This window comes from Streptomyces sp. NPDC052036 (genome assembly GCF_040680495.1).
In the GTDB taxonomy this organism is placed as follows: domain Bacteria; phylum Actinomycetota; class Actinomycetes; order Streptomycetales; family Streptomycetaceae; genus Streptomyces.
On the sequence record NZ_JBFAWW010000054.1, the window covers coordinates 1 to 26,724 of the forward strand.

At 68.5% G+C, this 26,724-nt stretch carries 24 protein-coding genes and 2 pseudogenes; 17 read left to right on the forward strand and 9 right to left on the reverse strand.

What is annotated here, in order from left to right:
• The first annotated feature begins 99 nt into the window (after positions 1 to 99).
• The gene (locus AB0L95_RS38680) at positions 100 to 498 is read left to right on the forward strand and encodes a response regulator (protein ID WP_365170867.1); all 399 of its coding nucleotides are present in this window, start codon (positions 100 to 102) and stop codon (positions 496 to 498) included.
• Between the two features lie 161 nt (positions 499 to 659).
• On the opposite strand, the gene AB0L95_RS38685 is transcribed toward AB0L95_RS38680, so the two are convergent.
• Positions 660 to 1,514, reverse strand: a complete 855-nt coding sequence (locus tag AB0L95_RS38685) for a helix-turn-helix transcriptional regulator (RefSeq protein WP_365170821.1) — start codon at positions 1,512 to 1,514, stop codon at positions 660 to 662.
• 142 nt (positions 1,515 to 1,656) lie between these two features.
• Here AB0L95_RS38685 and AB0L95_RS38690 point away from each other — a divergent pair, with 142 nt between their 5' ends.
• The 4 genes from AB0L95_RS38690 (at position 1,657) to AB0L95_RS38705 (ending at position 5,982) form a co-directional block, all read left to right on the forward strand.
• Positions 1,657 to 2,076, forward strand: coding sequence for a nuclear transport factor 2 family protein (locus tag AB0L95_RS38690; protein ID WP_365170823.1), 420 nt, complete (start codon positions 1,657 to 1,659; stop codon positions 2,074 to 2,076).
• A gap of 680 nt (positions 2,077 to 2,756) precedes the next feature.
• Entirely contained in the window at positions 2,757 to 3,410 is a 654-nt protein-coding gene (locus tag AB0L95_RS38695) for a response regulator transcription factor (protein ID WP_365170825.1), read from the forward strand.
• Positions 3,401 to 4,669: a HAMP domain-containing sensor histidine kinase gene (locus AB0L95_RS38700; protein ID WP_365170827.1), complete on the forward strand. Its 1,269-nt coding sequence runs from the start codon at positions 3,401 to 3,403 to the stop codon at positions 4,667 to 4,669. Before AB0L95_RS38695 ends, AB0L95_RS38700 begins: the two co-directional genes overlap by 10 nt.
• A 38-nt stretch (positions 4,670 to 4,707) precedes the next feature.
• On the forward strand, positions 4,708 to 5,982 hold the full coding sequence (locus tag AB0L95_RS38705; RefSeq protein WP_365170829.1) for a hypothetical protein: 1,275 nt from the start codon (positions 4,708 to 4,710) through the stop codon (positions 5,980 to 5,982).
• Between the two features lie 211 nt (positions 5,983 to 6,193).
• Here the strand turns inward: AB0L95_RS38705 and AB0L95_RS38710 are convergent, their stop codons facing one another.
• Entirely contained in the window at positions 6,194 to 6,652 is a 459-nt protein-coding gene (locus AB0L95_RS38710) for a response regulator transcription factor (RefSeq protein WP_365170831.1), read from the reverse strand.
• 133 nt (positions 6,653 to 6,785) lie between these two features.
• Here AB0L95_RS38710 and AB0L95_RS38715 point away from each other — a divergent pair, with 133 nt between their 5' ends.
• Positions 6,786 to 7,700, forward strand: coding sequence for an aminoglycoside phosphotransferase family protein (locus tag AB0L95_RS38715; RefSeq protein ID WP_365170833.1), 915 nt, complete (start codon positions 6,786 to 6,788; stop codon positions 7,698 to 7,700).
• Between the two features lie 3 nt (positions 7,701 to 7,703).
• Here AB0L95_RS38715 and AB0L95_RS38720 read toward each other — a convergent pair whose 3' ends face one another.
• Entirely contained in the window at positions 7,704 to 9,080 is a 1,377-nt protein-coding gene (locus AB0L95_RS38720; protein ID WP_365170835.1) for a sporulation protein, read from the reverse strand.
• A gap of 249 nt (positions 9,081 to 9,329) precedes the next feature.
• Between AB0L95_RS38720 and AB0L95_RS38725 the strand changes: the two genes are divergently transcribed.
• The 5 genes and pseudogenes from AB0L95_RS38725 (at position 9,330) to AB0L95_RS38745 (ending at position 13,812) form a co-directional block, all read left to right on the forward strand.
• The gene (locus tag AB0L95_RS38725; RefSeq protein WP_365170837.1) at positions 9,330 to 10,019 is read left to right on the forward strand and encodes an ATP-binding protein; all 690 of its coding nucleotides are present in this window, start codon (positions 9,330 to 9,332) and stop codon (positions 10,017 to 10,019) included.
• Between the two features lie 157 nt (positions 10,020 to 10,176).
• Positions 10,177 to 10,473, forward strand: a complete 297-nt coding sequence (locus AB0L95_RS38730; protein ID WP_365170839.1) for a hypothetical protein — start codon at positions 10,177 to 10,179, stop codon at positions 10,471 to 10,473.
• Between the two features lie 194 nt (positions 10,474 to 10,667).
• Positions 10,668 to 11,967, forward strand: a pseudogene (locus AB0L95_RS38735) (FtsK/SpoIIIE domain-containing protein).
• Positions 11,964 to 12,161, forward strand: coding sequence for a hypothetical protein (locus AB0L95_RS38740; RefSeq protein WP_145887025.1), 198 nt, complete (start codon positions 11,964 to 11,966; stop codon positions 12,159 to 12,161). The pseudogene AB0L95_RS38735 and the gene AB0L95_RS38740 overlap by 4 nt, the downstream one beginning before the upstream one ends.
• Positions 12,162 to 12,453: 292 nt before the next feature.
• Positions 12,454 to 13,812 (forward strand): replication initiator, encoded by a 1,359-nt coding sequence (locus AB0L95_RS38745; protein ID WP_365170869.1) that lies wholly within the window; start codon positions 12,454 to 12,456, stop codon positions 13,810 to 13,812.
• 217 nt (positions 13,813 to 14,029) lie between these two features.
• Here AB0L95_RS38745 and AB0L95_RS38750 read toward each other — a convergent pair whose 3' ends face one another.
• The 5 genes from AB0L95_RS38750 to AB0L95_RS38770 form a co-directional block, all read right to left on the reverse strand.
• Positions 14,030 to 15,655 (reverse strand): recombinase family protein, encoded by a 1,626-nt coding sequence (locus AB0L95_RS38750; protein ID WP_365170841.1) that lies wholly within the window; start codon positions 15,653 to 15,655, stop codon positions 14,030 to 14,032.
• A gap of 272 nt (positions 15,656 to 15,927) precedes the next feature.
• Entirely contained in the window at positions 15,928 to 16,230 is a 303-nt protein-coding gene (locus AB0L95_RS38755; protein ID WP_365170843.1) for a hypothetical protein, read from the reverse strand.
• Positions 16,231 to 16,302: 72 nt separating this feature from the next.
• Positions 16,303 to 16,563 carry a hypothetical protein gene (locus tag AB0L95_RS38760; RefSeq protein WP_365170845.1) on the reverse strand — a complete coding sequence of 87 codons (261 nt, stop codon included), beginning with the start codon at positions 16,561 to 16,563 and terminating at the stop codon, positions 16,303 to 16,305.
• Between the two features lie 168 nt (positions 16,564 to 16,731).
• The gene (locus AB0L95_RS38765) at positions 16,732 to 17,220 is read right to left on the reverse strand and encodes a DUF5994 family protein (RefSeq protein ID WP_365170847.1); all 489 of its coding nucleotides are present in this window, start codon (positions 17,218 to 17,220) and stop codon (positions 16,732 to 16,734) included.
• 318 nt (positions 17,221 to 17,538) lie between these two features.
• A complete protein-coding gene (locus tag AB0L95_RS38770) occupies positions 17,539 to 17,742 on the reverse strand; it encodes a cold-shock protein (RefSeq protein WP_365170849.1) in 204 nt (67 codons plus the stop codon).
• A gap of 614 nt (positions 17,743 to 18,356) precedes the next feature.
• Here AB0L95_RS38770 and AB0L95_RS38775 point away from each other — a divergent pair.
• Together AB0L95_RS38775 and AB0L95_RS38780 are read left to right on the forward strand one after the other, a co-directional pair.
• On the forward strand, positions 18,357 to 20,417 hold the full coding sequence (locus AB0L95_RS38775) for a restriction endonuclease (RefSeq protein WP_365170851.1): 2,061 nt from the start codon (positions 18,357 to 18,359) through the stop codon (positions 20,415 to 20,417).
• A 186-nt stretch (positions 20,418 to 20,603) separates the two neighbouring features.
• Positions 20,604 to 20,858 (forward strand): hypothetical protein, encoded by a 255-nt coding sequence (locus AB0L95_RS38780; protein WP_365170853.1) that lies wholly within the window; start codon positions 20,604 to 20,606, stop codon positions 20,856 to 20,858.
• 382 nt (positions 20,859 to 21,240) lie between these two features.
• On the opposite strand, the gene AB0L95_RS38785 is transcribed toward AB0L95_RS38780, so the two are convergent.
• On the reverse strand, positions 21,241 to 21,930 hold the full coding sequence (locus tag AB0L95_RS38785; RefSeq protein ID WP_365170855.1) for a DUF899 family protein: 690 nt from the start codon (positions 21,928 to 21,930) through the stop codon (positions 21,241 to 21,243).
• A gap of 387 nt (positions 21,931 to 22,317) precedes the next feature.
• Here AB0L95_RS38785 and AB0L95_RS38790 point away from each other — a divergent pair, with 387 nt between their 5' ends.
• The 4 genes and pseudogenes from AB0L95_RS38790 to AB0L95_RS38805 all read left to right on the forward strand — a co-directional run.
• Positions 22,318 to 23,817 (forward strand): alpha/beta hydrolase, encoded by a 1,500-nt coding sequence (locus tag AB0L95_RS38790; RefSeq protein WP_365170857.1) that lies wholly within the window; start codon positions 22,318 to 22,320, stop codon positions 23,815 to 23,817.
• A gap of 136 nt (positions 23,818 to 23,953) precedes the next feature.
• Positions 23,954 to 25,063: a hypothetical protein gene (locus AB0L95_RS38795; RefSeq protein WP_365170871.1), complete on the forward strand. Its 1,110-nt coding sequence runs from the start codon at positions 23,954 to 23,956 to the stop codon at positions 25,061 to 25,063.
• Positions 25,064 to 25,111: 48 nt separating this feature from the next.
• Complete coding sequence (locus AB0L95_RS38800; RefSeq protein ID WP_365170859.1) at positions 25,112 to 25,888, forward strand: TIGR03936 family radical SAM-associated protein; 777 nt, start codon at positions 25,112 to 25,114, stop codon at positions 25,886 to 25,888.
• Between the two features lie 260 nt (positions 25,889 to 26,148).
• Positions 26,149 to 26,724: pseudogene (locus AB0L95_RS38805) on the forward strand (ribonuclease E/G); the annotation flags it as partial.

The window sequence follows — 26,724 nt, forward strand, 5'->3', positions numbered from 1 at the left end:
ACAGCTCGCGGTCGATCAGCGCGCGGCCCTTCGAGGAGGCGTAGGCCAGGAAAGTCCCGATCTGGGAGTTCTCGGTCCTGCCCGCGGTGCCGGTGCGTCCTGCTCGTCGAGGACGACGAGGCCGACGCACTGCTCATCGAGGACGCCCTCCAGGCACGCGGAGCCCGGCAACTCACCCAGGTCCAGGACGGCGTAGCTGGCCTCGAATACCTCCGCGACCGGGCCAACCCCCGCCTCGACCTGATCGTCCTGGACCTCAACATGCCGCGCATGAACGGCCGGGAACTCCTCGCCGTCATCAAGGAGGACGAAGACCTGCGCACCATCCCGGTCGTCGTCCTCACCACCTCCTCGGCCCCCGAAGACGTCACCGGCGCCTACCGCAAACACGCCAACGCCTACGTGACCAAGCCGGTCAACCTGGACGACTTCGAACGCGCCGTCCAGAGCATCGACGCCTTCTACCTGGAGACCGCCACCCGCCTCCCGCGCCCCTGAGCGAGCTGGGCAGCAAAGGGACGCGTGGCAGCCCGGTCGCCTTCCTCCCACGCAAGGAGAAGGCGAACTTCGCATGACCCAGCGGCTTCACGCTTCTGAGAGGGAGTCCCGAGGTGGGGTCACCGCAACCGTCGAGGGCGGACGCGAGATCGGCGCGAGCGTCACAAGGTGGCGTTGCAGGCCAGTTGGTGTGGTGATGAGGTGCGGAGCGCAGTCAGCGCTTCTGCGCTGAGAGACCCGCGCGGCGCTGTGTAGGCGACGACGCGCGTGTCGCCGTCTGCTGCGTTTAGGACATCGCAGTCGAACCAGAGGTTGCCGAAGTCGGGGTGCTCGACTTGCTTCGTCTCCGCGGTGAACGGCTCAGCGCGTCGGTCGGACCATGCCGCGGCGAAGGCCACATTGTGGTCGATCAGGTCCCGCAGGAGCGCCTGCAGGCGGCGATCGGCCGGGTAGCGGACGCTGCTGGAACGAAGATCGGCGACCAGGGAACGGCGCAGCCGGTCGCGATACTCGGGGGTGGTCCTCACACGCGTCGGCGTGTCGGTGAATGTCGTATGGACGAGATTCACCCCTGGTGTGCTGTCGGCAGTGCCGAGCAACTGTCGCCACATCGAGTTGGCGGCGATGAGGGTCCAGGTTGCGTCGTAAGCGGCTACCGGCACATCGCCGAGGCGATCGAGCAGGCGTTGCGTGCCGGGCGACAGATGAATGGGCACCTCAAGGTCCGTGGGTGGCACGAGGCCAGCGAGCTGATGGAGCAGGTCGATCTCGGCGCGGGGAAGGCGCAGCGCGCGGCCCAGTGCGGCGATGACCTCGGACGACGGATGTACCGCGTTGCCCTGCTCCAAGCGGATCAGATAGTCAACGGAAAGATCGGCGAACGCGGCCAGCTCCTCGCGGCGAAGCCCGGGAACCTTGCGCCGGGGTCCGGCCGGGAGTCCCAGTTCTTCGGGCGCGGTGCGGTCACGCCATTCGCGAAGACGCGTTCCGAAGGCGAGCAGATCCTGAGCAGTCATCTCACCAGTGTCACCCCTGCCTCGCGGGAGTGCCTGGTACTACCAGTGCTAGGGACGAGGAGGCTCGGGAACCACGGGCTCGTGGCCGGATGCTGGGTGTGTCGTCCTTGGACGCACTACCCTCCAAGCGAATGGAACTGTCATGGCAATCGAGCATGAGAACGCACTCACCACCGCGAAGCAGTACTTTGAACGGTGGGAGGCGCATGACGCAGCCGGGATGCGTGAACTGCTGACCGACGAGACCACCATCATCTTCCCAATGTCGATCGAGGGCACACCCGAGCCTTGGGCCGTGTTCGACGGGATCGAGAAGGCGATGGGCTACCTGCAACTGGCCATGTCCAACCTCCCCCAGTTGCGTCTGGTCGATCGGGAGTGGTCGGTGTCACACGACGCGCGATACGTCCACCTTCACGCTCGCGGCGACATGATCACCCGAACCAACCTCCCGTACCACAACGTCTACGTCTTCCGGCTGGAGATCGCCAACGGGCGCGTCATCCGCGTTGACGAGATTGCGAACCCCGTGCCGTGGGCGGCCACCGGCCTCGCCGGTTGACACTCCGGCCCCGGCCAACAGGACCTCTCCCCACGAACAGGGGGCATGCGAGTGGCCGAGGGCGTCACCTGGCTAGTCGTTTCTGGCCATGTCTGTCGGCGCCGATCACTTCAGCTGCCCCGCCTGTCAGCTGATCTTGAACAGCTACCACCCGGGTCAGACAGGCGGGATTGGACACCGAGTTCGATGTCGAGGGCGATGCCGATGGATATCGGCCACGAACCTGAGAACGGAAACGACTAGATCGCGGCGACTGGTCTTGTTTTGGCAGGTACCAAGCAAGCGAGGTAGCCGCTCACGTCGCTACGACGTGAGCGGCTACCTCGCTTGCGAGCGACCTGAGCACCGTGAGATCACCGCTGCAGAAACGGCCGACCTGCTCGGGAAACGCCGACAGCCTTGTCAGCGTGCCGGGCTACGACTCGGCGAAGTCGCGCACCCTGCTCGGCGAGCGCGGGCTGCACGGCCTAACTAGGCCGATCTCGTTGGGCCTGTGGATCACGCCCCGGACGGCGGCCTCGTCCGCCTGCAGCAGTTCGCGATCACCGGAACCTGGTTCCCTGCCGTGCCGGCAGCACCATCGCCCGCCGGAACCGCACCGGGTCCCCGGTCGCTCCCGGCCGTCAGGTGCCTGACCAGGGAAGATGGAGAACTGGGACGGGAGTATCTAGGGTCAGCACGTGGCTTTCATCATGGTGTGCGAAGACGACGCGGCGGTCCGCGGCGTGCTCAAGCGCGCCCTGGAGCACGACGGCCACACCGTCTCCGTCGCCGCCACGGCCGACAGCCTGCTGCGGCAGCTCGCACCGGAGCTCCACCTGATCGTCCTGGATCTCGGGCTCCCGGACGCCGACGGCCGCGACGTCTGCCTGGCCCTGCGGGCTCGCGGCGTCGACGCGCCGGTTTTGATGCTCACCGCCTTCGACGGCCTGCATCACAAGGTGGGCGGTTTCGAGGCCGGCGCCGACGACTACATGACCAAACCCTTCGACATCCCGGAACTGCTGGTCCGCGTCCGAGCGCTGCTGCGCCGGGCCACTGTCGCGCCCGCACCGCGCGAGGTCGTCCTCGATCCGGCGAAGCACGTGGTGACCTACGATTCGGTGAGCATGAGCCTGACCCCGACCGAGTTCCGGCTGCTGGGCCGCCTGATCGCCTCGCCGGGCGACGCGGTACGCCGCCACGCCCTCATCGCTGCCGGCTGGCCGCACGGGGCGCAGGTCAGCGGCAACACCCTCGACTCCTATGTGCGCAGGCTGCGGGCCAAGCTCGGTCCGCTGGGTGTGGCCGAGCGTCTGGTGACCGTCCGCGGCGTGGGCTACCGATGGCAGTGACGGGATTCCGTAAGCGGGTCGTCGCGCTCACTGTGCTGATCGCCACCGCCGTGGTGGCGATCCTGGTCGTGGTCTCGCACGTGCTGCTGAGTCGGGTGACGGACGCCGACGCGCACGATCTGGCACGTACTCGCGCCGAGGCGGTCGCGGCGAACGTCACCGCCAAAGGCGGCCGTGTCGTACTGACCGAGAACGGCAGCGAGGCGTTGGACGAGGTCGCCTGGGTGTATGCCGACGGCCGCCTGATCGACGGGAACGTGCCGCCGAGCGTGGTCGATCGCGTCGAGGAGCTGGCGGACTCGGGGCGATCGCAGACCGCGTCGGTCGGCGATTACCTCCTGTACGCGCGGCAGGTCCCGATCCACGGCCACCACGTCATGGTAATCGTCCGGGTGGACCTCACGCCCTACGAGACATCCGAGCAGCGCAGCCTGACCTTGTCGCTGATACTGGGCGGGCTCTCAATCCTCCTCGCCGGCGGTGTCGCCCACCTCGTGGTGCGCCGCGCGCTGCGGGTCGTGCACGAGATGGCCGCCCTCGCCGACGACTGGGGCCATCACGAACCCGGGCGCCGCTTCAACCTCGGGGTCCCCCGTGACGAGTTCGGGGAACTGGGGCGGACCCTGGACCATCTCCTGGAGCGCGTCGACAACGCGCTGGCGGACGAGCGCCAGCTCACCGATGAGATCGCCCACGAGCTGCGGACACCGCTCACGGTCCTGCGGGCCGAGGCGCAGCTGGCGCAGCTGTCCGGCGGGCCGGTGCCGCTGGAGGCGGTGCTGAGCGAGGTCGACCGCCTCGATGCGGCGATCACGACGCTTCTGCGCGCCGCGCGCGCACGGACGGACAAGGGAACCCGGTGCGACCTGCGCTCCGCCGCACGGCAGGCGATCGCCGGCCGCGCGGTCGAGGTCGCCTTTCCCTCGAAGGTCGAGGTCGCCGTGGCAGCCGACGTCGCCGTGTCGCTGCTGTCACCCCTGCTGGACAACGGCCTGCGGCATGCGAAGTCCCGGGTGTGGATCACCGCCCGCGACCAGGGCGAGGCCATCGTGGTCGATGTCCTTGACGACGGGCCCGGATTCGACCCCACGGAGGTCGACCGGGTCTTCGAAGCGGGTGTGACCGGCGGCGACGGGTACGGGCTGGGGCTGCCGGTGGTCCGGCGCATCGCCGCCTCGGCCGGTGCGGAGGTCCGCGCGATCGCGGACGGCCGCGGTCACGTCGAGGTGACGCTCCCGGCCGCCCGTGCAACCGCGTAGTCAGGTTATGTGCAGATTCCCCGCGTAAACCTCCCTGCATGACAACGACAACGGAAGCACGCGCGCGCAGCGGGCGGCTCATGCTCAACAAGGTTCCCGAGGTCACCATCTGGTTCTGGGTGATCAAGATCCTGTGCACGACCGTCGGTGAGAGCTTCGCCGACTGGATCAACATGAAGCTGGGCGTCGGCCTGGTGAACACGGCCTGGATCTTCACCGCGGTGTTCGTGGTGGTGCTGGCCGTCCAGCTGCGGCTGAAGCGGTACGTCCCGTTCCCCTACTGGCTGACCGTGGTCGTTGTCAGCGTCACGGGCACCCTGTACACCGACATCCTGACCGACCAGCTGAACGTGCCGCTGTGGATCAGTTCTGCGGTCTTCTCGGTACTGCTCGCGGTGGTCTTCGGTGTCTGGTGGCTGCGTGAGCGCACGCTGTCGATCCACTCGGTCACGACGCTGCCGCGTGAGTCGTTCTACTGGCTCGCCGTTCTCGTCACCTTCGCGCTCGGCACCGCGACCGGCGACTGGACCCTCGAGCTCACCGGCTGGAGCCCGGGCGTGTCGGTCCTGCTGCCGCTCGGCCTCATCGCGGCGATCACGGCGCTGTGGAAGGTCGGCGCGAACCCGGTGCTGTCCTTCTGGCTCGCCTACATCCTGACCCGCCCGCTCGGCGCGAACATCGGCGACTGGCTCGCCTCCCCCAAGGTCGCCCAGAACCCGGGCGACCCGACCGGTCTCGACCTGGGCACATTCACCACCAGCCTGATCTTCCTCGGCCTGATCCTGGCGACGGTGGTCTACCTGACGGTGACGCGCTCGGACGTGACCGAGACCCACGAGGCGACCCACGCGGCACCGGCCACTAGCAACCCGCGCAAGGAGCGCACCGCGCTGGCCGGCTTCGGACTGCTCGCCGTCGCCACCGTGGGCCTGCTGGTCTGGGCCCACAGCCAGCCGCACGTCGGCCCGGCGCCGGAGGAGGACAACACCTCCGCCGTCCAGATGGCTCCCGGCCAGGCGGTGAAGAAGTTCCCGCCCGCCAAGGTCGCCGCGCTGAAGACCCTCGCGTCCACCTCGCTCAAGGACGCACGCTCGGGGAACGCGACCGGCGCGCACGCGGCCGCCCAGAAGCTGCGTGACCTGTGGGACGCCGACCAGGCCTCGCTGCAGCCGCTGGACCAGACCGGCTGGACCTCCATCGACGCCCAGATGGACAAGGTGCTCAAGACCTTCGGCATCGATCACTCGAACCCGCCGATGTCGCCTGCGCAGCAGGAGAAGGAACTGAACGCCCTCCTGACGGACATGGGCTGACAGACCGCACAGCGCCCGGCTGGCCCACCCGGCCGGGCAGGCTCAGTGGGCCGGGGCGGCGCGGAGAACCGCGCCGCCCCGGCCCACGTTGGCGAGCCGCGGACGCCGCAGGCGGCCGGTGCATGTCCGCAGACTCTCGTGGGGCGGTCGCTGACCGGATGGCGTCGGCCGAATGAGTGCAGACCCTATTGCGCGAACACGCGAGGGCCAGTCAACTCTCCGTCTCGGCCCCATCGCTCCAGCCGCAGCGCTCGAGGCGGTAGCCATGCCCTCGGAGCGTGGTGATGTGAGGCAACCGGCAAGGGCGGGCGGACTCCTCGGCGGCCTGGGTGAGACGGCGACGCAGGTCGGCCATGGTGACGTCCAGGGTCTTGGTGGGGCCGAACCAGTTCTCGTCCCACACCTGTGCCATCAGCGTTTCGCGCGAGACGGCGGTGCCGGGATTCCGGGCGAGCAGAGCGAGGAGGTCGAATTCCTTCGGCCGCAGCGGGACGTCCGTGTCGTGAAGGGTGCAGCGGCGGGACGTGATGTCGATGACCAGGTCGCCGAGCCGTAGTGGGGGCTGCGGCTGCGACGTGCTGGTCTGTCGGCGCAGGTGGGCGCGGAGGCGGGCCAGCAGAACGGTGAGGCTGAAGGGCTTGACCAGGTAGTCGCCGACACAGCTTCCCAAGCTGAGAGCTCCCGCCCTCGGTGAGACCGTCTGTTCGTGGGTACCGTCGTGCTCGTGTGTCCGGTGCGCGTTGGGTTGGTCACCCGAGGCCCGCACTGGTTGATCGCGCGCGACTAGGGGAGCTGGTACGGGCATGGCGGTTGACGCTGCTCGATCGGAAGAGGGGTTCACGTCGGCTAGGGCTACGCGGGTGATGAGTGCCGCGTGTCGGGCTGCGGGGCTCGATGACAGAGGCGCTGAGCTGATCCGGCTGGGAGAGAACGCTCTGTTCCGACTGGCCACGGCGCCGGTGATCGTTCGAGTGGCTCGGGGCGAACCGTGGTTGCCGAAGGCTCGTGTCGAGGTTGCTGTTGCGAGGTGGCTAGCCGCAGAGGGGTTCCCGGCGTCCCGACTCGTTGACGGCCTGGAACAGCCCTTCCTTGTCGACGGCTACCCGGTGACCTTCTGGCGCCTCATTGCCGAGGGCGACCGTAAGGCCACGTACGACGAACTGGGCGGCATCCTGAGAGACCTGCACTCCATGACGGTGCCCGCCAGTCTTGAGCTGCCGGCCTTCGACCCCTTCGACAAGCAAGAGCTGCGGATCAGTAAGGCGCCGATCCCGGACGATGACCGGATCTTCCTCCGCAAGCGGTGGCAGGAGCTGCGCGGTCAGTTCGAGGAGTTGAGGTTCGAGACTCCGAAGGGGCCTGTGCACGGTGATGCTCACGTGCAGAACCTCATGGTGAACGACCGGGATGAGGTGATCCTGATCGACTTCGAGGCCTTCTGCTTCGATCACCCGGAGTGGGACCTGATGGTCACGGCGGTCGAGCATCACAGCCTTGGGTGGCAGACCGATGAGCAGTACGCGGACTTCGTGGGGGCGTATGGGCGGGACCTGTACGACTGGCACGGCTACGACACGCTCCGGCGGCTCCAAGAGTTCGGCATGACGACGTGGCTCATGCAGAACGTCCAGGAGAACGAGGAGACAGCGGCCGAGTACCGCCGGCGCATCGCTGGGTTGCGTAACGACGATGCTCCGCGGGATTGGCGTCCCTGGTAGCTGCTACTCGTCCTCGTCGTCCAGACGGGCGAGCGCTTCGCTTACCTGCTCGTTGAAGGCAGCAACGGCGGGGTGCGCGGCGTGTGCGCTGACCGCGGCCTGGAAGTCGGTGACGTAGCGCTGGAAGCGGGAGGACTGGAGGGAGTCGCCGCCGTCCACGGCAAGGCTTGCGGTGGTGACGGCGGCTTCCAGTTCACCGTTCAGTAGCTGGCTCTGGGCGAGCACCATGCGGCAGAAGCCCAATGTGCGGGCGTATTGCGGATCGGTGGTGTCGACGGCGCGCTGTGCGTGCTCGACGGCTTCCCGTCGCATCTTCAAGTCCCGGAAGCAGTGGCAGAATTCGCCCAGGAGTTCGGCGTCATCGAAGTAGCTCAGCCATGCCGGGTCATCGGCGCTTTCGGCGCGCTCGAAGTGTCGTTCCGCTTGGTTCATCGCCTCGGCGGCTCCGGCCCGGTCGCCGGCGTTCGAGAGTGCGCGGGCCTCCATCGCCCAGTAGTTCGCCATGGCTCGCGGGGTGGCTTGGCCTTTGGCGCCCTCGACGGCTGCGCGGACAAGCTGGATGGCTTGGGTGTGGTTGCCCAAGTAGTTGGCCTGGTGGCTGAGGTTGCCCAGGATGCGGGCCCCGAACATCCGGTCGTTGATGACCTGGGACAGGCGCAGTGTGGAGGTCAGGTAGCGGTGGGCAAGCCGGTGGTTGCCGACGTCGTATGCGGTCCATGCGAGCAACTGCGAGACCTCGGCGGCGGCCCCGAACAGCGCTGTGCCTACCTTCTCGCTGTAGCTGGCGTTCAGCAGGGGAAGCACCTCATGACGGAAGTAGTGGCGTAATGCCTTGTGGCCGTGGCCTCCGCCGTACTTGAAATCGAGCTGCATGAACATCGAGGCTGCATCCCTGACCGCGCGTACGTCACGCATGCCGACTCGTTGGTGCGCAGGCTTGTCGGCCTGGACGCCGCCAGGCCGCGCGATCATCCATGACAGGACAGCTGAGCTGAGGTCGGCGTCCGCAATGATCAGCTGGTCTGAGGCGGGGGCGTCGGCCGACTCCTGCGCGAGGCCGTCCAGCATGGACAGGGCGTCGGGAAGTGTGCTCGGATAGCTGATCGGCTCAGGGGTGGTTGGCCGGGTGTGGTCAAAGAAACCGAGATCGCCCGGTGTGATGCGGCGGCCCAGCTTGACACTGAGGACGTCGGCCATGATCGCTGCCGTCTCCGGTTTGATGCCGACGCCGTCTCGCCAGCGCTGCACAGCGATGTGTGTCGTTCCGAGACTGATGCCTCGCTGGGCGGCAGCGTCCTTCATCCGCTTGGCCAGCCCCTTGTTGGAGACCCTCGCCTCGTCCATGAACGCGATCAACTGAGCGTTCGGTTCTCGGCTCATGCTCCCCTGCCAACCCGAGGATTACGGCGAGTGTTCATCGTGTCACAGCAGTGTCGCGTTGGGGGGTTCATTGCTGAACCCCCTTCGTATTTGCCGGTGTTCACGTGAACCCCCCGATGAACGCTCCCGGCCAAGCCTGCCGCGCCGTTCACTGGTCACCACAGTTCGGTAGGCCAAAGGGCTCGCCAGTGCACGGGAGGGAACGCGGTGGAAGCGCGGCAGAGCAAACACACAGCGAACGCCCCGACGGTGGGCGCTTCGCACCGCTCGTGGCACGACCCCTCTAGCGGCCACTTCCGGGCGCTGACGGTCTACGCAGAGGACCCGGACTGCGTGAAGGCCGCGCGGGACATGGTCGGCTCCTACCTCACGACCTGGGGCCTGGGGTACGTGGTCGATGACGCGAAGCTCGTCGTATCGGAACTCGTGGGGAACGTCGTCCACCACGCCGTACCGGATGAGCGCCTGTCGATGCCGGGCGCGAAGAGGCGCATCGACGTGTGGCTGATCAACTGGCCGGGGCTGCTGGGGATCGGTGTCTTGGACGAGGACTCGAATCCTCCCGACCTCCCGGCGGGTGAGTTCCTCTCGCCGGACCTGGCTGGCGACTTCGTCGAAGCGCTCGTACCGGACCGGGGGCGCGGGCTGATGATCGTTCAGCGCCTGGCCGATGCGGTGTGGTGGTCGCCGGGACTCAAGGGCGCTGGCAAGTCAGTGTGGTGCCGGTCGACCTTGATCGCGTCCGGGCCGACTGGTTCGAGTCGTCGGCCTGACAGACGCCGGGTCGCCACCCCTGCTCTGCTCCCTCGCGATCGGGAGCGGGGCGCCGGCCCGGTCACCGGCCCGAGCCTGACCACTCCGGCCGAAGGGGCGCGGTCTCTCGGACGGCCCGGGGGCTCCCCTCCCGAGCGAGAGTCCGCGCTTCACATCCCCATATAGGCCGGGCCACCCCGTCAGCCCTGGAAAGCGAAGGGTGGCCCGGCTGGGAACACGGCGGTTCCCGGTGCCTGATGGTACCGGGGCCGCCGTGCTGCGTTTTAGCCCCGGTCCAAGGAAGTTGATGATCTGTTACCTAGATCAGGGCAGAGGTGGCAAGGTGACTGGCTCGGGAGAGGGCTGGCTGAACGATGGTCTCGATCTGTCGGGGACGGACTCCGGTCTCTGGGTGTCCCGGGTGGACTACATCTCCGGTTGGCGTGAGGCGCGTGAGGCAGCTGACCGGCTAAATCGCGCACTCCTCGGCGCGGGCTTGGACCTGTCCGCCGTGCGGGCCGTCGCCTCCACGAACGAGGACGGACGCGGAGTGGTGCGACTGACGGGCTGGCCGGCCGTCGTGGACCGGCTCGCTCAGCTCCTGGACGCACACGCGGACAGCGATGACGGTGCAGCGTGAGGGGTGCTTCAGCTGGTGAAGTCTGCGTGAGGTCGGCGACTCCCCTGCTTGATGCCTCAGCCACAGACAGTCAGCCACGACGATGCCATGCGACGAACGAGCTGGCACCCGTATGTCTCGCTCAGCGTCAGCTTCCGCGCCGATGCGATCACCCCCGTGACCGGTCTGGCGCACGCCAAGGGCGGTGACGCCTGATGGGACCGCTCCTGCTCGCCCTCGGCTTGGCCGTGCTGGCGTGGGTGCTCGCCGTCGGTGACCTGCTCCGCCGGCACCGCCCCATCTGGCACTGGTACCTGATCGGCTACCCGGTTACCGCCTGCCGGGTCGTGTTCACCTGGCGCAAGGTGGCGATGCTCAACGACCTCGCCGTGTCCAAGCATCCGCCGCGCGGGCTGCTCGGCGACCTGGTCGTCAAGGGTGACCCGCTGCGGCCGGTGGCCCCGCGGATCCTTCCCGCGCGCCACACGTATGGGGTTGACGGTGCTGGTCCGGCTCCATGCCGGACAGACCCCGGCGACCTTCCTGAAGGCCACTGACGCGTTCGTGCACACGTGGAAGGTCCACGCGGTCCGGGTCACCTCGCCCGAACGCGGGCTAATCCTGCTGACGGCGACGGCCACCGATCCGCTTGAGCGGCCCGGCTTAGCGTCTGCTCCGACCGAGTTGCTTTCGGCGCTCATCGGGGTCCTGGAGAGCGGCGGCGCCTGGGTGATGAACCTGCGCTTGGTCCCGCACTGGCTCATTGCCGGTGCCACCCGTTCGGGTAAGTCCACGCTGCTGGCCCGGCTGATCACCCAGCTCGCCCCTCAGCCGGTCGCCCTGGTCGGCATCGATTGCAAGGGCGGCATGGAGCTGGGCCTGTTCGCCGACCGGCTCAGCGCGCTGGCCACCTGCCGACGCGAAGCGGTCGCCGTGCTCTCCGCGCTCGTGATCGACATGCAGGCCCGCATGAGCGCCTGCCGGTCGGCCGGGGTGCGCTCCATCTGGGAACTGCCGGACAAGCTCCGGCCGGTGCCGGTCGTCGTGATCGTGGACGAGATCGCCGAACTGTACCTGTCCGACGGCACCCGTGAGAGCAAGGCGGAAGCCGAACAGTGCTCCACCCTCCTGCTCCGGATCGGGCAGCTCGGCGCCGCGCTCGGCCTGCACCTGGACGTCGCCGGCCAACGCGTCGGCTCCGACCTCGGCGTCGGCGTCACCGCGTTGCGGGCTCAGCTCGGCGGCCGGATCTGCCACCGCGTCAACGACCCTGCCACGGCCGAAATGACCCTGGGCGACCTGAACAAGGACGCCGTGGCGGTCGCCCAGTTGATCACTGCGGAGGAACGCGGCGTGGCCGTCTGCACCGGCCCTGACGGCGGCTGGAGCCGCGCCCGCTCCCACCTCACCCCGACCGAAGAAGCCGTCTCCACGGCGCGGAAGTACGCCGCGACGGCCCCGGAACTGCCTGCCCTGAACCGCGCCCTTGAGGTGCCGGAAGGAGACGACAAGTGATCAGCGAAGGTACGGCGTTCACGTTCTCGGTGATCTTCGGGATCATCACCGTCCTCCTCGTCCGCTCCCGCGACATGCGCGCCTGGGAAGCGGTCTGCGTCGGCCTCTTCGGCCTCTACCTCGGCCAGACCCCGGTGGTCTTCACCGTCCACGGCCTCGTGACCTGGCTCATCAGCGGCTTCGCTCACCACTGACCCGAAGGGACACAGCCATGCCCATGCCTCGCGTGAGGTGCCCCCACTGCAAGGGCGACGGAGCCCGCAAAACCTGGACTGGACGCACGCGCCGCTGCCGCGTCTGCCGGGGCACCGGAACCATCCGCTGACCACCCACCCGCCCCGACACGGAGGTGATCCCCATGACCCACGCCGCACCACCAGCCGTCCATGCCCCTGCCGCCTCGGCGGCCCACCCCGGAAGGTCACCACCATCACCCCGGACTTCACTCCGGCTGACCGGCGCGCCTCCCTCGACCGCGCGGCGCGCCTGCGTCAGCTCCCCGAAGCAGACCGCGACGCAATCCGCCTCGCACAAGACCCGAAGTTCCCCCGCCTCCTGGAGCAGATCACCGCCACCGGCGGCTGCTCCCACCCCGTCCACCTCTCCGGCTCCACCACCACAGTGGACGGCACAACCGGCGAGATCCTCCACCACTACGACACCCGCAACGAACCGGGTGAACGGCTCCTCGTCCGCTGCCGCAACCGCCGCGCAACCATCTGCCCGGCCTGCTCCCGCCTCCACGCCGGAGACACCTACCACCTCGTCCGCGCCGGCCTCCTCGGCGGGAAAAACGTCCCCGATGCCGTCCGCCATCGCCCGCGGCTGTTCGTCACCCTCACCGCTCCGTCGTTCGGCCCGGTGCACCAGTCATCGAAGCTGTGCCATCCCCGCCGCGACGGCGGCACCTGCGAACATGGCCTTCCCCTCGGCTGCGGCCTCGTCCACGCGCCCGGTGCATTGAGCATCGGCCAACCGCTCTGCCCCGACTGCTACGACTACACCGCCCACGTCCTGTGGCACGCACACGCCTCCAAGCTGTGGGACCGCTTCGTCATCGACGTCCGGCGACGCCTGGCCTCCTCCATAGGCCTGGTGCAATCCCACTTCGCTCAGCACGCCCGACTGTCCTTCGCCCGCGTCGGCGAATACCAGAAGCGGGCGGCTGTCCACGTCCATGCCGTCGTCCGCCTCGACGGTCCGGCCGGGCCGGACGTCGAACCCCCGGCCTGGGGCACGGCCGAACTCCTCATCGATGCCGTACGCGCCTCCGCCCGGCAGGTCCTGGTCCGCACGCCCTACAGCCCCGCCGTGGGCGAGTTGAACCTACGCTGGGGCGCCCAGACCGACGCCCGGCCCCTGCGGACCGACGGTGACGGCCCTGACGATGACGCGGTCGCCGCCTACATCGCCAAGTACGTCACCAAGGGCGCGAGCGACACAGGCGCCGGCACTGACTACCCGCTCTCGACCTGGGGCGACGTCGAGTCGGCGCCCGTGAGCGAACACGCCCGTGCACTCATGCGGACCTGCTGGCGGCTGGGCGGCCTTCCCGAGTACGCGCCTCTCCGCCTACGCGCCTGGGTCCACACCCTCGGCTACCGGGGTCACATCCTCACCAAATCCCGGGCCTACTCCACCACGTACGCAGCACTCCGCGCTGAACGCGCCGAGTACCAGGGGCACGCCGACCTACCCGACGCGCTCACTGAACGGCACTGGCGCTATGTCGGCTCAGGCCACACACCCGGCGCTGCACTCATCGCCGCCGGCATCGCCGAAGACCTTGCCGAGTCTCGACGGCTCGGCCTGGAAAGGAGGCATGAGGGGGAGTGGTGCCGATAGCTGCTCCGACCGAACGTGAACATCGTCCGCCTCGGCACTCGTCGCTGGCTAGGACCGACGACGGCAGACCCGTGACCCTGATCGAGAGCGAGATCGTGATCGTTGACGATGACGGCGCAGAAGAGCCGTTTGACCCCGCATCGTGGTTCTCGTGAAACGAGAAGCCGCCTCCCTGTACGCATTGGGGAGGCGGCTGCGCTCATCTGCCTGGGCTCAGTCAGAAGGCCTTGGCGAAGTCGTCTTCTTTGAGTATCAGACGGTCCCGCACGTCCTTGGGGATCATGAGCTTCATATGGATGTGCGGTGCGCGTACCCCCTTCACCTTGGACCGTTTGATCTTGCACTTAACGCCTACCCGGAGGAGGTCGGCAGCCATGGCTTCCATGCCGCCTTCCTCCCACCGTTCCCGGAACGACTTGCCGTTGTGCACGGCTACCCATCGGTTCTGAGTGGTCTCAGGGTCGATGGCCTCCAACTGCTTGATGAGGTCGTCCAGCGCCTTCTCAGCCTGCTCCTTGGTGAACCGTGTCTTCGTGAATCGTCCTCCTGGCTCAAGGCCAGTCATGTAGTAGCTGATGGACTGTTCGAGACGCTGCTGTTCCTTACGGGCCTCGGCTCCCTGCCGATACTCGCGCGTCATCACCGGCTCGTCTCCGAGAACCTTCAGGACGTCGTCCACGAGCTTCCTGTAGATGTCCTCCGGGTGAGGTGCGCCCTGGCCGCCGCTTTTGCATTCGTAGCACCGCAGGTAGGCGTACGACCTGCCGTTGTAGCCGGTCTTGTGCACCCTCATGTTGGTGCCGCAGTCATCGCAGATGAGGGCTCGGAGGAACTTCGTGGCCCCGTCGGGCTTGCGCGGAGGCTGGTCCCGCCGGCGTTGATCCAATGCCTTCTGAAGACTGCTGAACTCATCCTCGGTGAAGATCGGGTCCGCTACGCGGATGGGCTTCGCATCGCTGCCCAGCACGATCTTCGAGCGGCGTACCCCTCCGTTCTTGTCCTCCTCTACCCGGTATCCCATGAGAGCCGGATTCCTGAGCCGACGGATCAGAGTCGACGTGGTCAGGCCCGGCCCGCAGAGTCCGGCACGTACGAGGACCCTGACCATGCGCCGGGCGGATGCGGGCTTCGCTCTCATGGCAGCGTTGCGGCACCAATGAAGTGCCCTGTACGCCTCCTCGTCGATGACGAGGACGGCCTTCCCGTTCTCGTTCTGTGCCGTCTCGTAGCCGTACGTGGGTTTGCCTACGAGCCACTCACTCTGGGTCTTGGTGTAGTCCCAGAGGCTCGCCACGCGCGTGCTCGTGTTGGCTGCCTCGATCTCGGCGATACCGCCGATGATCGTGACCATGATCTTCCCGGCCGTGGTAGTCAGGTCGATCGAGTCGTTCTTGGAAACCAGGTTCTTCCCGTACTTCAGGCACCAATCGATCATGGTGCTGAGGTCGGTGAGTCGTCGTACGAAGCGGTCCAGCTTCCAGAAGAGCAGTACGTCAAACTCCGGCGCCCGGTTGTTGAGCCAGTCGCCGAGCTCTTTGCGCTTCCACGGCGGGACCTTGGTCGCAGACACGTTCAGGTCGCTGGCGACGCCGACGACGCGGTAGCCGCGCTCCCTGGCCAGCATGCGCAGATCGAGTTCCTGCCGGACTGGCGACGTCGTGTCCTCGGTGAGGACGGACAGCCGGACGGACAACAGGGCCCGCGGGGCATCGTCCGGTAACAGGGCCTCCGCCTTCTTCAGCTCCTCTAAGAGGGCATGGTCCGCCGCCGTCCACTCGGCCTCAACGGCGTACTGCTTCTGCTCCGCTGCGGTCTGCGTTCTGGTTCGTCTCCAGATGGACACGCAGATCCAGATCGGCCCGACCGGCAAGAAGCTGCTCCCTCTGACGGTCAAGAACGCTGCGCCCGTACCTGCTACGAGCGGTCACGTGCACTGAGGCGAGCGGGGCGCTCGACGGGGTGATCGGGGCCCTGGCGGGGGTGAGTGAGGACGAAGCGGCCACTGCGCCGGCCGCGGTGGGTCCTCCGCGCCCCTGCCCGTCGGCGCCGTCGGTCTCGGCACGGGCGCCGCTGCCGGGCCCTGGGGCGACCCGCGACCGTTTCCGAGGCGGAGCCTCAAGGGCGATCTTTCCTGTGGTCGCCCTGAGCGGCCGCTCCCGCCTCCTCTTCCTCTTCCATGAACCGGATGCCGTCATGAGTCAGCGAGACGGTGGCAGGGGTCTTGTGCGATGTCCACTCGACCGTGATCAGACCTTCGCCGACGAGGAAGGCGCAGGCCGCGGTGAGGTCTTCGTCGGGCACGTGCAGCTCGTCGCGGAGTGTTGCTCCGCTGACGTCCGGACGATTGCATTCGACCGCTCCGTACAGAGATTGGAGAACCGCTCTGCGGTAGGTCTTGCGTTCACGGAGTGTCGTCATTGCTGTCGCTCCAGGGCTTGCGGCCGACGGTGCGGGCGATGATCGGGTGGCGGGCTTGCGGTCACCGTCTGGTCACACCTCGTCGTCGGGATCGCCCTCCGCGAAGGACGATTCGCTGGACGCGAGCCAGGACTGTGCGGGCTGCGCGGTGTGAGCGGTGTCGATGGTGAGATGGAGGCGGGTCGCCCCTTCGGGGCCGGCCGGGTAGCTGCGCTGCTCGGTCGAGGCGAAACAACGACGCAGCACCTGTGCGACGCGACGGGCGGCCTCCGGCGTGGCTGCGACGATGCGCACCTCGGCATGGTCTGCGGAGGGCAGAGGGTCATGGTCCATGGCGTACCTCCTGCGGGCGCGTGGAGGCGTGCAAGCGGACGCCGAAGCCCGGGGGCCGGGTGTCTGCTGCGCCTCCACGTGCGCCCCTTCCTGAAGCGTATGCCCGCGTCTGTCGTCGCTGCTCTCCAGGCTCCGTACTCGGGCGGTGGCGTCCGGTGGAGGTTTGCGTCACTCGGGCCGAAGCGGCATGCGGCGACGGTCGTGTGGACCGTTCTGACCCGGTCGCCCGCCCGCAGCAGGCCTTCCACATGATTCCCTGTTTTCCGCGAGAGCCAACATCTCCGGGGCTGTCAGGCGGATCTCGGGGTCGGCGACAGCGCTCAGCAGCCAGACGGCCGTTCCGAGCGGCTGGGCGGGCGGGACGACCAGCAGTTGCCATCGATGCACAGGGCCGACGTCCAAGGTGATTGCGTGGGCCATGATATCGCCGTCGGTAAGGGCCACCTCGATCGCGTGGCCAGGCGTCATGACGCTACGAGGCGCGTCAGGCCAAGCGGCGGTGTCGACGGTGACACGCGTGACGGTGCCGAATCCCGGGTCGAGCGAGCCGACCAGCGCGGGCAGCTCCAGCTCCAGCACGCCGCAGCGCGGCCACCAGGCCCCGTCCAACAGGCCGTGGCTGACGTCCGGCCTGAGGGTCAGCCGGGGCAGAGGCATCTGATATGTGCGTGCTCCACTCGGCGATGCGCTTTCCGCGGACGTTTTGCCGTCGGCCATCCCGCGATCCCGTCCCGGGCGACTTTCGAATGCCCGTTTTCGTTGTCGGCCGGGAACGGCACCGCCGTGGCTGCGCTGCGCGAAATGCTCTCGGCATGGTCAGGGTACTGCGGTGTCGTCGGGACGAGCGAGGGACGGCGATATGGTGGGCTGTTGCGCAGGCTGGGAAATGACGAGAGATTCCTGGTCCGACGCTCGCGGAGGCGTAGGACCAGGAATGCGGAAGCCGCGGTTGATGGCGTTGCGGGGGTGAGTCCGTCAGGCGGGCCGGATGTTCTCCGCTTGAGGGCCCTTCGGGCCACTGTTGACGTCGAAGCTGACTCGCTGGCCCTCTTGCAGTTCGCGGTAGCCCTGGGCAGCGATCTTCGAGTAGTGCGCGAAGACGTCGGTGTCGCCGCCGTCCTGCTGGATGAATCCGAAGCCTTTTTCCGCGCTGAACCACTTCACGGTGCCGATGGCCATGCCTTTTCCCCTTACATGGGTGGTTTGGGGTCGCTGTGTGTGCAAACCCTGGTTGCCGAAATGACCCACCCGGAGCGCGGGAAAACAAAAGGCGCCTGAAGGATCACATATCGTCAGGCGCACACTGAGTTTCGTGGGTATCAAACCGCAACTGGGCCAAAACTACCACGGGATCCCTGTATGGCGCGCGTTCGTCGGGAATGTCTGGGAAATAAAAATTGAAGGCCATGCGTCAACTCACTGGGGAGAGCCGGAGGTCCGGACTCCGCCGCGGGCGGGTAACACGTGAGCTGCTCCGTGAGCCGGCCGCCGGCAAGCCACAGCTCCGTGCGGATCGCGACCTGCACGTGTCCCGGGGCATGGCTGACAGGTGTCGGCTGGATCGTGTCGTCCGACGGAGGCGTGTGGGGCGTGACCGGCCGACCGGCCGCGTCGACACGGCACCGCGGTGCCGTGCGCGCGCTGGGACCTGCGCGGACCGCCGATTTCGGTCGGCCGTGACAAGTGGATGTCCGGGCCGGTGATTGCTGGATAAAGTCGGATTGTCGCGACTGGTTGCGGGGGCAACCAAAGTTGGGTCGGCGCTGCCGACGTCCTGGGGAGGGCCTGAGCGCATGAGTCGTCGCTCTGCTGGTTTCGTCAACACGTGGGCTGAGGCGCAGCGCGCGCATCAGCGCCAGATCGAGGCCGAGCAGAGGCGGCGACGAGAGGAGGCTCGACTGGCGCGGGACCTCCAGCGACGTGCGGCTCAGGGGCACCGGGAGTACCGGCAGGCGGAGGCCAGGCGACGGACGGCGGAGCTGGACGCGCAGGTGGCGACCTTGCAGGGACTTCTGACCGAAGGCTGTCGGGCCCCGGCTTTCAGGGCGACGTCTTTGCTGCGTGTGGAAGGCATCCCACCGTTCGACCCGGGCGGGCTCGCATGGCCCGTACGCATGCCGGATCCGAACCAGTACCGGGCGCAGGGCGGCTGGACAGCCAACCGGCGTGCACAGGCGGAGGCCGAGGCGCGGGCTCGTTTCGAGCACGACTGGCAGCAGGCGCAGGCCGCCGAGGCGCAGCGGCAGCAGCAACTGGCCGCCTTCCGGCGGGACCATGAGCAGAGAGTCGAGGCGCAACGAGCGGAGGTACGACGGCACAACGCGGGCATCGCGGAGGTGACCGCAGGCGTCAGACAGGGCGACCCTGAACTCGTGGTCGAGTACTTCTCCGCCGCCCTCTACGCGTCGACTGCCTGGCCTGAAGGCTTCCCCCGGCGACTGACGGCCGCCTTCGACCCGGCGGCCAGGCAGTTGGTGCTGGACTGGGAGTTGCCCGGGTACGACGTCGTCCCGGAGGCCAAGTCGGTGAGGTACGTACCGGCCCAGGACCAGGACAAGGAGACGGCGCGTCCCGTGACGCAGCGCCGTGCACTGTACCGAGAGGTGCTGGCGCAGAGCGTGCTGCTGGTGCTGCACCAGCTCTTCGCCGCGGACGAGCACTGCATTCTGGATTCGGTGGCATTGAACGGCTTCGTGGACGCCCCCGACCCCGCGACGGGCAGGCAGTCCCATATCTTCCTGGCCACCGTCATGGCCCAGCGGGCAGCCTTCACGGACTTCCACTTGGAACAGGTGGATGCGACCAGCTGCCTGACGGAAGCGCTGCGTGGGCAGCTCACGCCCCGTCCCGACCAACTCGCCTCCGTGCGGCCGAGCCGGCAGCCTGAGGAGGTCGGGGACCAGGTCGTCACCCATGGCGGTGGTGGCGAGGAGCCGGACCTGTACGACATGGACCCGATCGCCTTCGAGTCCCTCGTCGCCGACCTGTTCCGCGCCATGGGTATGCAGGCAGTGACGACGCAGCGTTCGAACGACGGTGGCGTGGATGTGGACGCGCTGGACCCGACTCCCATCCGGGGCGGCAAGATCGTCGTTCAGGTGAAGCGCTACCGCAACACCGTGCCGCCCACCGCGGTGCGCGACCTGTACGGCACGGTCCAGGATGCGGGCGCCAACAAGGGTGTTCTGGTGACCACGTCGGGATTTGGCCCCGGTTCGCGTACGTTCGCCCGCGGAAAGCCGCTGGAGCTGATCGAGGGCGGCGAACTCGTCGACCTGCTGCACCGCCATGGGCTCCGCGGACGCCTGGGAGAAGGGGGCCGTCCGGCTCCCGCGCAGCCGGAGCCGTCCGATCCCGCGACTCCGCCCGATGACTACAACGTGCTCGGCATGACGTGGTCCGGCAATGTCGCGCTGGACGTCTGTGCACTCGTCTGCCGGGGCAACCAGGTCCTCAGCGAGGACCACTTCGTCTTCTTCAACAACCCTCGGACGCCGGACGGTTCGGTACGTACGCTGCCGGCCGCGTCGCCGGACAAGGCGGCGATCAGGGTCTCCTTCGACGCGCTGCCGCAGGGCGCCGACCGGTTCGTCCTGGTCGCGGCCGTGGATCCGGAGATCAATCCGGACGCCGATCTTTCCGGTTTCACCGATGCCTCCATCCGCCTGCTCGACCCGTCGATGAGCGACCTCGACCGGCTTGAGGTCTCCGACGGCCGCGTCGGCGAAACGGCGCTGGTGCTCGGTTCCTTCCGGCGCAGATCAGGTGGCGACTGGGACTTCGTGCTGGGCGGAAAGGGCTACACGGGGGGCCTGGAGCAGCTCGTTCAGGACTACGGTATCGAGGTGGAGTAGCCCGGCTGGTGCCGGTCTGGAAGATCCTCGCCACCCGCGGCTACCCCGGTCCCTTTCTCTCCCTGTCCACAGCAGTCAGATAATACGAATTTCACTCGAATGCGTAGCGTGGGTGCCGACGGGGCGCTACCGCGGCTCAGTGATAATCGACCTGTCAGTTAGGGGGTGAAGATGAAGGAGACTTAAATGTATCGATCCGTCAAGCTTGGAGTCACAACGGCGATTGCGGTAATGGCCCTGTTCGGTGGCGCCTCAACCGCCAGCGCATACTCAGACTCGGAGATCGGCTCAGACGCGCTGAGCGCGTGCGATGACGATGAGGCCGCTGACGTCACCTGTCAGATCGGCGACGACAATGAGAGCGTAATCATCAACGGCACGGTCAATATCGTCGTCGATGGTGATCTCGGCGAACTGACCTTCGGCTCGGACCTGGACTGAAGTTCGCACCTCGAGGAATCCGTCGGGGAGTCCGTGAGCTGACCCCGGTTTCGCGGAGCCCCCATCGTCGGCAGCGCGGGCGCCCGCGCTGACACGACAATCCTTGTTGCTGGTCCCCTTGCAAGCAGTGCAACAGGGAAGTGCAGCCTTGGGCCTGGCCCGACCGATCGGGCCTCCAACTACCGGTTTGCACAGCGCGACGGATCAAGAGGCGTTTCTGCCTCCGACGGTCAAGAACGCGGCGCCGGAGCCCGCTTCGAGCGGTCACGGGCACTGAGGTGAGCGGGCCCCTTCCCGATGGGAGGGGCCCGTCGGCATGGATTCGGTGGACGGGTGGCGCATGAGGTGGTCGGGCTCGTGCGAACGAAGGGTCGGGAGGTGCTCAGGGGGTTCCCGAGCCATAGAGCGCAGCGATGTCCTTGGATGTCGTCCATCGGCTGTAGGTGGGCGACTGAGGCCAGCCCTCGGGGGAGTCCTGCCCTTCCTCCTGCCGTCCGTACGGCAGGACGTCGATCAGCGCGAAGGTGTGACTGAGCTGCTCGGTACCCCGACCGTCGGTGTGCCAGGTGCGATAGACGGTGTCGCCGTCGCGCAGGAACACATTGACCGCGAATCCTCCGCCGCGCGGTGCGCCGACGTCGGCCCCGAACGAGCTGTCGGCGGTCGAGTACCACGTCATCTGGTTACCCACCCGCCGCTTGTAGGCGAGTGCCTCTTCGATCGGGCCCTGGGTGACGATGACGAATCGCGCATCGTAGTTCTCCAGGAACTCCAGGCGGGTGTACTGCGAGGTGAACCCCGTGCAGCCCGGGCACTGCCATTCCTGGCCGGCGAACCACATGTGGTTGTAGACGATGAGTTGCCTCTTGCCTTCGAAGACGTCCGCCAGCCGAACGAGGCCGTCCTCGCCCTTGAGGGTGTAGTCGGGCATCTCGATCATCGGCAGGCGACGACGCTCGGCGGCGACGGCGTCAAGCTCCCGCGTCGCCGCCTTCTCCCGGGCACGCAGTGCTTCGAGCCGGCGTTCCCAGGTCGCGGCGTCGACGACGGGTGGTAGTGCGTGGGTGGTCATGGTCCCCTCACAGAGCTCGTGCGCAGCTTGCGCTTGTGCAGAGGCAGACCCCACCGGGCTCCGGAACTCATCGGTCGCCAACCCCGGCGAGGTCATCGTCAGCGAACCGGTCACCGGCGCCGTCCGCTACTTCGGCGGCCCCATCCAGGTATGTCTGGTCCGCGACCGCTGGCTCGACTGGAGCGCAGAGCACGGCGTACCGCCGAGCCCCCTCCGTGATGGTGAGGGGCTCGGCGGCGCGTCCTTCCTGTCGCTGCCGCCGGACCTGCCGTTCTGCTCCGCGCACGGTCCTGGCGCGGAGCCGGCTGCGAGCTGGGGGAAACCCCCGTGGGGACAAGGGCGTTGGCCGGATGGGAAGGGCGGGCGCGATCCGCGAGGCTCGTGTGCATGAAGCAGACCACCCGCACAAGGGCCGCCTGGACGGTCGTCTCGGCCGTCGTCCTCGGCTTCGCCGCCCCCTTATCCATGTCCGCACCCGCGTCCGCGGCGGCTCCCGCCCCGGCTTCCTCCCCGCACTGGACCCGCTGCACGGGCACCGGGCTCGATCCGCGTCAGGAGTGCGCGTCGGTGAAGGTGCCGATGGACTACACGCACCCGGGCGGCCGGAAGATCGACGTCGTCATCTCCCGGATCCCCAGCGAGAAGCCGGTCGCCCGCCGGGGCGCGCTGCTGCTGATCCCCGGCGGCCCCGGTGGTTCCAGCCTCGACGACCCCTCGGGAAAGGGACAGAAGCTGCCGCAGTCCGCACGGGACGCCTACGACCTGATCGGCTTCGCCCCCCGCGGCCTCGCGCCCTCCACCTCCGTCAGCTGCGGCCTCGACCACGGCGACCTCGCCGTCTCCAAGCTGCGGCCCTGGCCCGCCCCGGACGGGTCCATCGGACAGAACGTGGTCACCGCCCGACGGATGACAGCCGCCTGCGTGCACAACGGCGGTGAGCTGATACGGCACATCAGCACGGTCGACGAGGCCCGTGACATCGACCGCATCCGGGCGGCGCTCGGCGAGCGCAGACTCTCCGCCTGGGGCGTCTCGTACGGCACGTATGTCGGCGCCGTCTACAGCCAGTTGTACCCGCAGCGCACCGACCGCATCGTGCTCGACAGCAACGACGATCCCGATCCCACCCGGGTCGCCCGGGGCTGGCTCGCCGCGTACGAGACGGGCGTCGAGGACACTTTCCCCGAGTTCGCCCAATGGGCCTCGGCGCCCGGCAATCCGGACCGGGTGGCCGCGTCGGCCGCCGAGGTACGGCCCCTGTTCCTGCACCTCGCCGCGCACCTCGACCGGGCGCCGATCCCCTGGCCCGGCGCCAACCCCGAGGAACTGGACGGCAACGTGCTGCGCCAGACCATGCTGGACAGCCTCTACTCACCCAGTCGCTTCCCCACTCTGGCGAGACTGATGCTGGCGGCTCAGCAGGGCACCGCGCCGCCCGCACCCGCGGCGCCTTCGGACGCGGCGCAGCAGAACGTCGCAGCGGTCGCCGCCACGACCATCTGCAACGACGTGGCGTGGCCCACGTCGGCGGCCGAGTACCGAGGGGCGGTCGCCCGGAGCCGCGAGGAACACCCGTTGACGGCGGGCATGCCCCGGAATGCGATGGTGTGCGCCGCCTGGCCGTATCCGCCCGAGCACGCGCCCATACGGATCACCGAGAGGGGGCCGTCCGACATCCTGCTCGTGCAGAACGAACGCGATGTCGCCACCCCGCTGAGCGGCGCCCTGAAACTGCGCGACGCTCTCGGTGCCCGCGCCGTCCTGGTGATCGTGGACTCCACCGGCCACGGTTCCTACCTCGCCAATGGAAACGCCTGCGGCGACGCCACCGTCTCCCGATTCCTGGCGACAGGGGAGCGACCCGACGGGGACATCCGCTGCGCATAGGAGGTGCGCTCCTCGCTCTGTCTGCCCGGGCCGCAGTCCCTCCTGACGGGGAATCACTGCGGATGGGAGAGGTGTGATGTGCGCCGTCGGCGTCAGTCGACGCATCCGTGCGGGCCGCTGGAGCGTCCACCACGGCATGGACATGGAGAAGCCGCCGTCGCCCGATCCCGCCGAGGGGTGCCTCACCGTCGCGATCCGCATGCCGGTGCGCATCGTCGTGCTCGTCCTGGTCGTGCCGGTGCGCATTGCGTGGGAGGCGCTCGTCGCCGGTGGACGGTTCCTGCACAGGGCCGTACTGCGGCCGGCGGGGCGAGCGCTGCTGTGGGCGGCGTGGGCGTTGCTGGTGTGGCCGTGGGTGACGCTGTGGCGGTACGCGCTCGTGCCGCTGGGGGCGGGGTTCGCCTGGTTGGGCCGGGTCCTTGTCGCCGTACCGGCCGAGTGGGTGTACCGGACCGTGCTGAGGCCCCTCGGACGGGGCGCGGCCCGGGTGCTGCGCGACATCGGTGCGGGGCTCGGCTGGGTGTCCGCACGCCTGCTGGCCCCCGTGGGACACGTCCTGGCCCTGCTGTTCAAGGGCATCGGATACGTCCTCGTCGCCGTCGGAGGCGGGGCGTACGCGGTGGTGGCGTGGCTCGGTCGGTATCTGGTGGCCGTGCCGGCCCGGTGGCTGCACCGGAGTGTCCTGACGCCGGTCGGGCACGGGATCGCCCGGCTGGCGCGCGGTCTCGCCGGACTCGTCTTCGTCGCGGCCACCGGATGCGCAGCCGGCCTCCTGTGGCTGCTGCGGGTTCTGCTGGTGGTGCCCGCAACGGCCCTGTGGCGGTGGGTCCTGGCCCCGGTCGGGCGTGTCCTCGTGGTCGTCGGGCGGGAGATCGGCGCCGCGTTCGGCCACGCCTGGCGCGTCGCCGGGTATGTCTCCCTCGCCGTGGGGCGGTTCCTCGGGACCCTCTTCCGGTGGATCTTCCTGGAGCCGGGGCGATGGGTGTACCGGACCGTGCTGACGCCCGTCGGGCACATCGTCCGGGACACGGTCCTGCGCCCCGCCGCCGAGGCCGCCCGCAGCGTGGGTCGGGCCGCGCGGCAGATGCTGGCCGTCGCGCGCGAGACCGCCCGGCAGACCCGTGCCGATCTGCGCCGCGCGCTCTTCGGTGAATCCCGCAGTTCCCGGAGGATCTCCCTCCGGGAACCGATGGCCGGGGAGACACGTACTCTTGGTAGCAGGACGACCGCTCTCACGAAGGACTGAACGACACTGGGCAAGCGACAGCCCGAAGGCCCGCCGCCCGCGCCCGCGGTGCAGCGCATCCGACTGCGCTACACCAAGCGCGGCCGCCTCCGGTTCACCAGCCACCGTGACTTCCAGCGCGCCTTCGAGCGTGCGTTGCGCCGTGCCGAGGTGCCGATGGCGTACTCGGCGGGGTTCACGCCGCATCCGAAGGTGTCGTACGCCAATGCCGCACCCACCGGCACGGGCAGCGAGGCGGAGTACCTGGAGGTCGCGCTCACCGAGGCGCGCGACCCGGACAAGCTGCGTGAGCTCCTCGACGAGTCGCTGCCCGCCGGGCTCGATGTCATCGAGGCGGTCGAGGCCCACACCTCCGGTCTCGCCGACCGGCTCACGGCATCGGTGTGGGAGCTGCGCCTGAACGGCGTGGACCCCGCGGACGCCGAGCGTGCGGTCGCGGCCTTCAACGAGGCCGGCACCGTCGAGGTCCAGCGCATGACCAAGAACGGTGTGCGCACCTTCGACGCCCGATCCGCGGTCGTGAGCCTGGACAGCGTGGACACACACAGTTCGCATGCCGATAGGCCGACCGACCAGCCCTGTGCGATACTGCGGCTGGTTGTTCGGCACGTGACGCCTGCCGTACGACCCGACGACGTCCTGTCCGGTCTCCGCGCCGTGGCCGACCTGGCGCCGCCGGTCCCCGCAGCGGTGACCAGGCTGGCGCAGGGGCTGCTCGATGAAGAGACCGGCACGGTGACCGACCCGCTCGCGCCCGACCGCGAGGCAGCAGCGACCGAGCCGGTCACGGCCGGTGCGACTGCCGCCGCGACGGCGTCGGCGTAAGGAAGGTCCCGCGTAGGGACGGACGTCGTAGCGCCGCCCTCGTACTCGGGAGCCACCTGGGTCGGGCAGCGCATCGACCAGAAGACTTTCGCCAGGCCGTGCGCACATGGGCGTACGGAACCGGCGAGACAAGACACAGAGAGCTCCCGTGCGGCGCCCGCGCCCCGGACGGCGGCACCGCGCAACGCGCGAGCCGCGGACGTCACCGGCGATGCCGGACCAGGCGCGGCGCCCGGGAGCCTGACGGGAGAAACGCCCGCATGCTCGAACCGACCGAGCCCATCGAGGGCTCCGAGAACAACAACACCCCCAGCGACACCCTGCCGCCGCGCCGTCGGCGCCGTGCAGCGTCGCGCCCGGCGGGCCCGCCGACGGCCGCAGCCGACACCGCGACCCCCGAGGCCACGACGACCGAGATCGTGACCGGGACGACATCGGCCATACCGACCGCAGAGACCGGGCAGCCCGCCGAGGCCGCCACGGCAGCGGAGGCCGTAGAGGCCACTGGGGCAGAAGAGAACGAAGAGACCGAGGCGGCGGCCGCGACCGCTGGTGAGGCCGAGCCGATGGAACCGGTGGCCGAGGAAGTCGCTCCGGCGCGTACGCGTCGTCGTGCGTCGCGTCGTGCGTCTGCGCCGGCTGGTGCGCCCGCGTCTGCGTCTGACGAGACGGTGGAGGTTGTGGTGGCGGCTGGTGCGGAGGGTGCTGAGGCGCCTGTGTCTGCGGTTGAGCCCCCGGCTGCCGAGGAAGTCGCTCCGGCGCGTACGCGTCGTCGTGCGTCGCGTCGTGCGTCTGCGCCGGCTGGTGCGCCCGCGTCTGCGTCTGACGAGACGGTG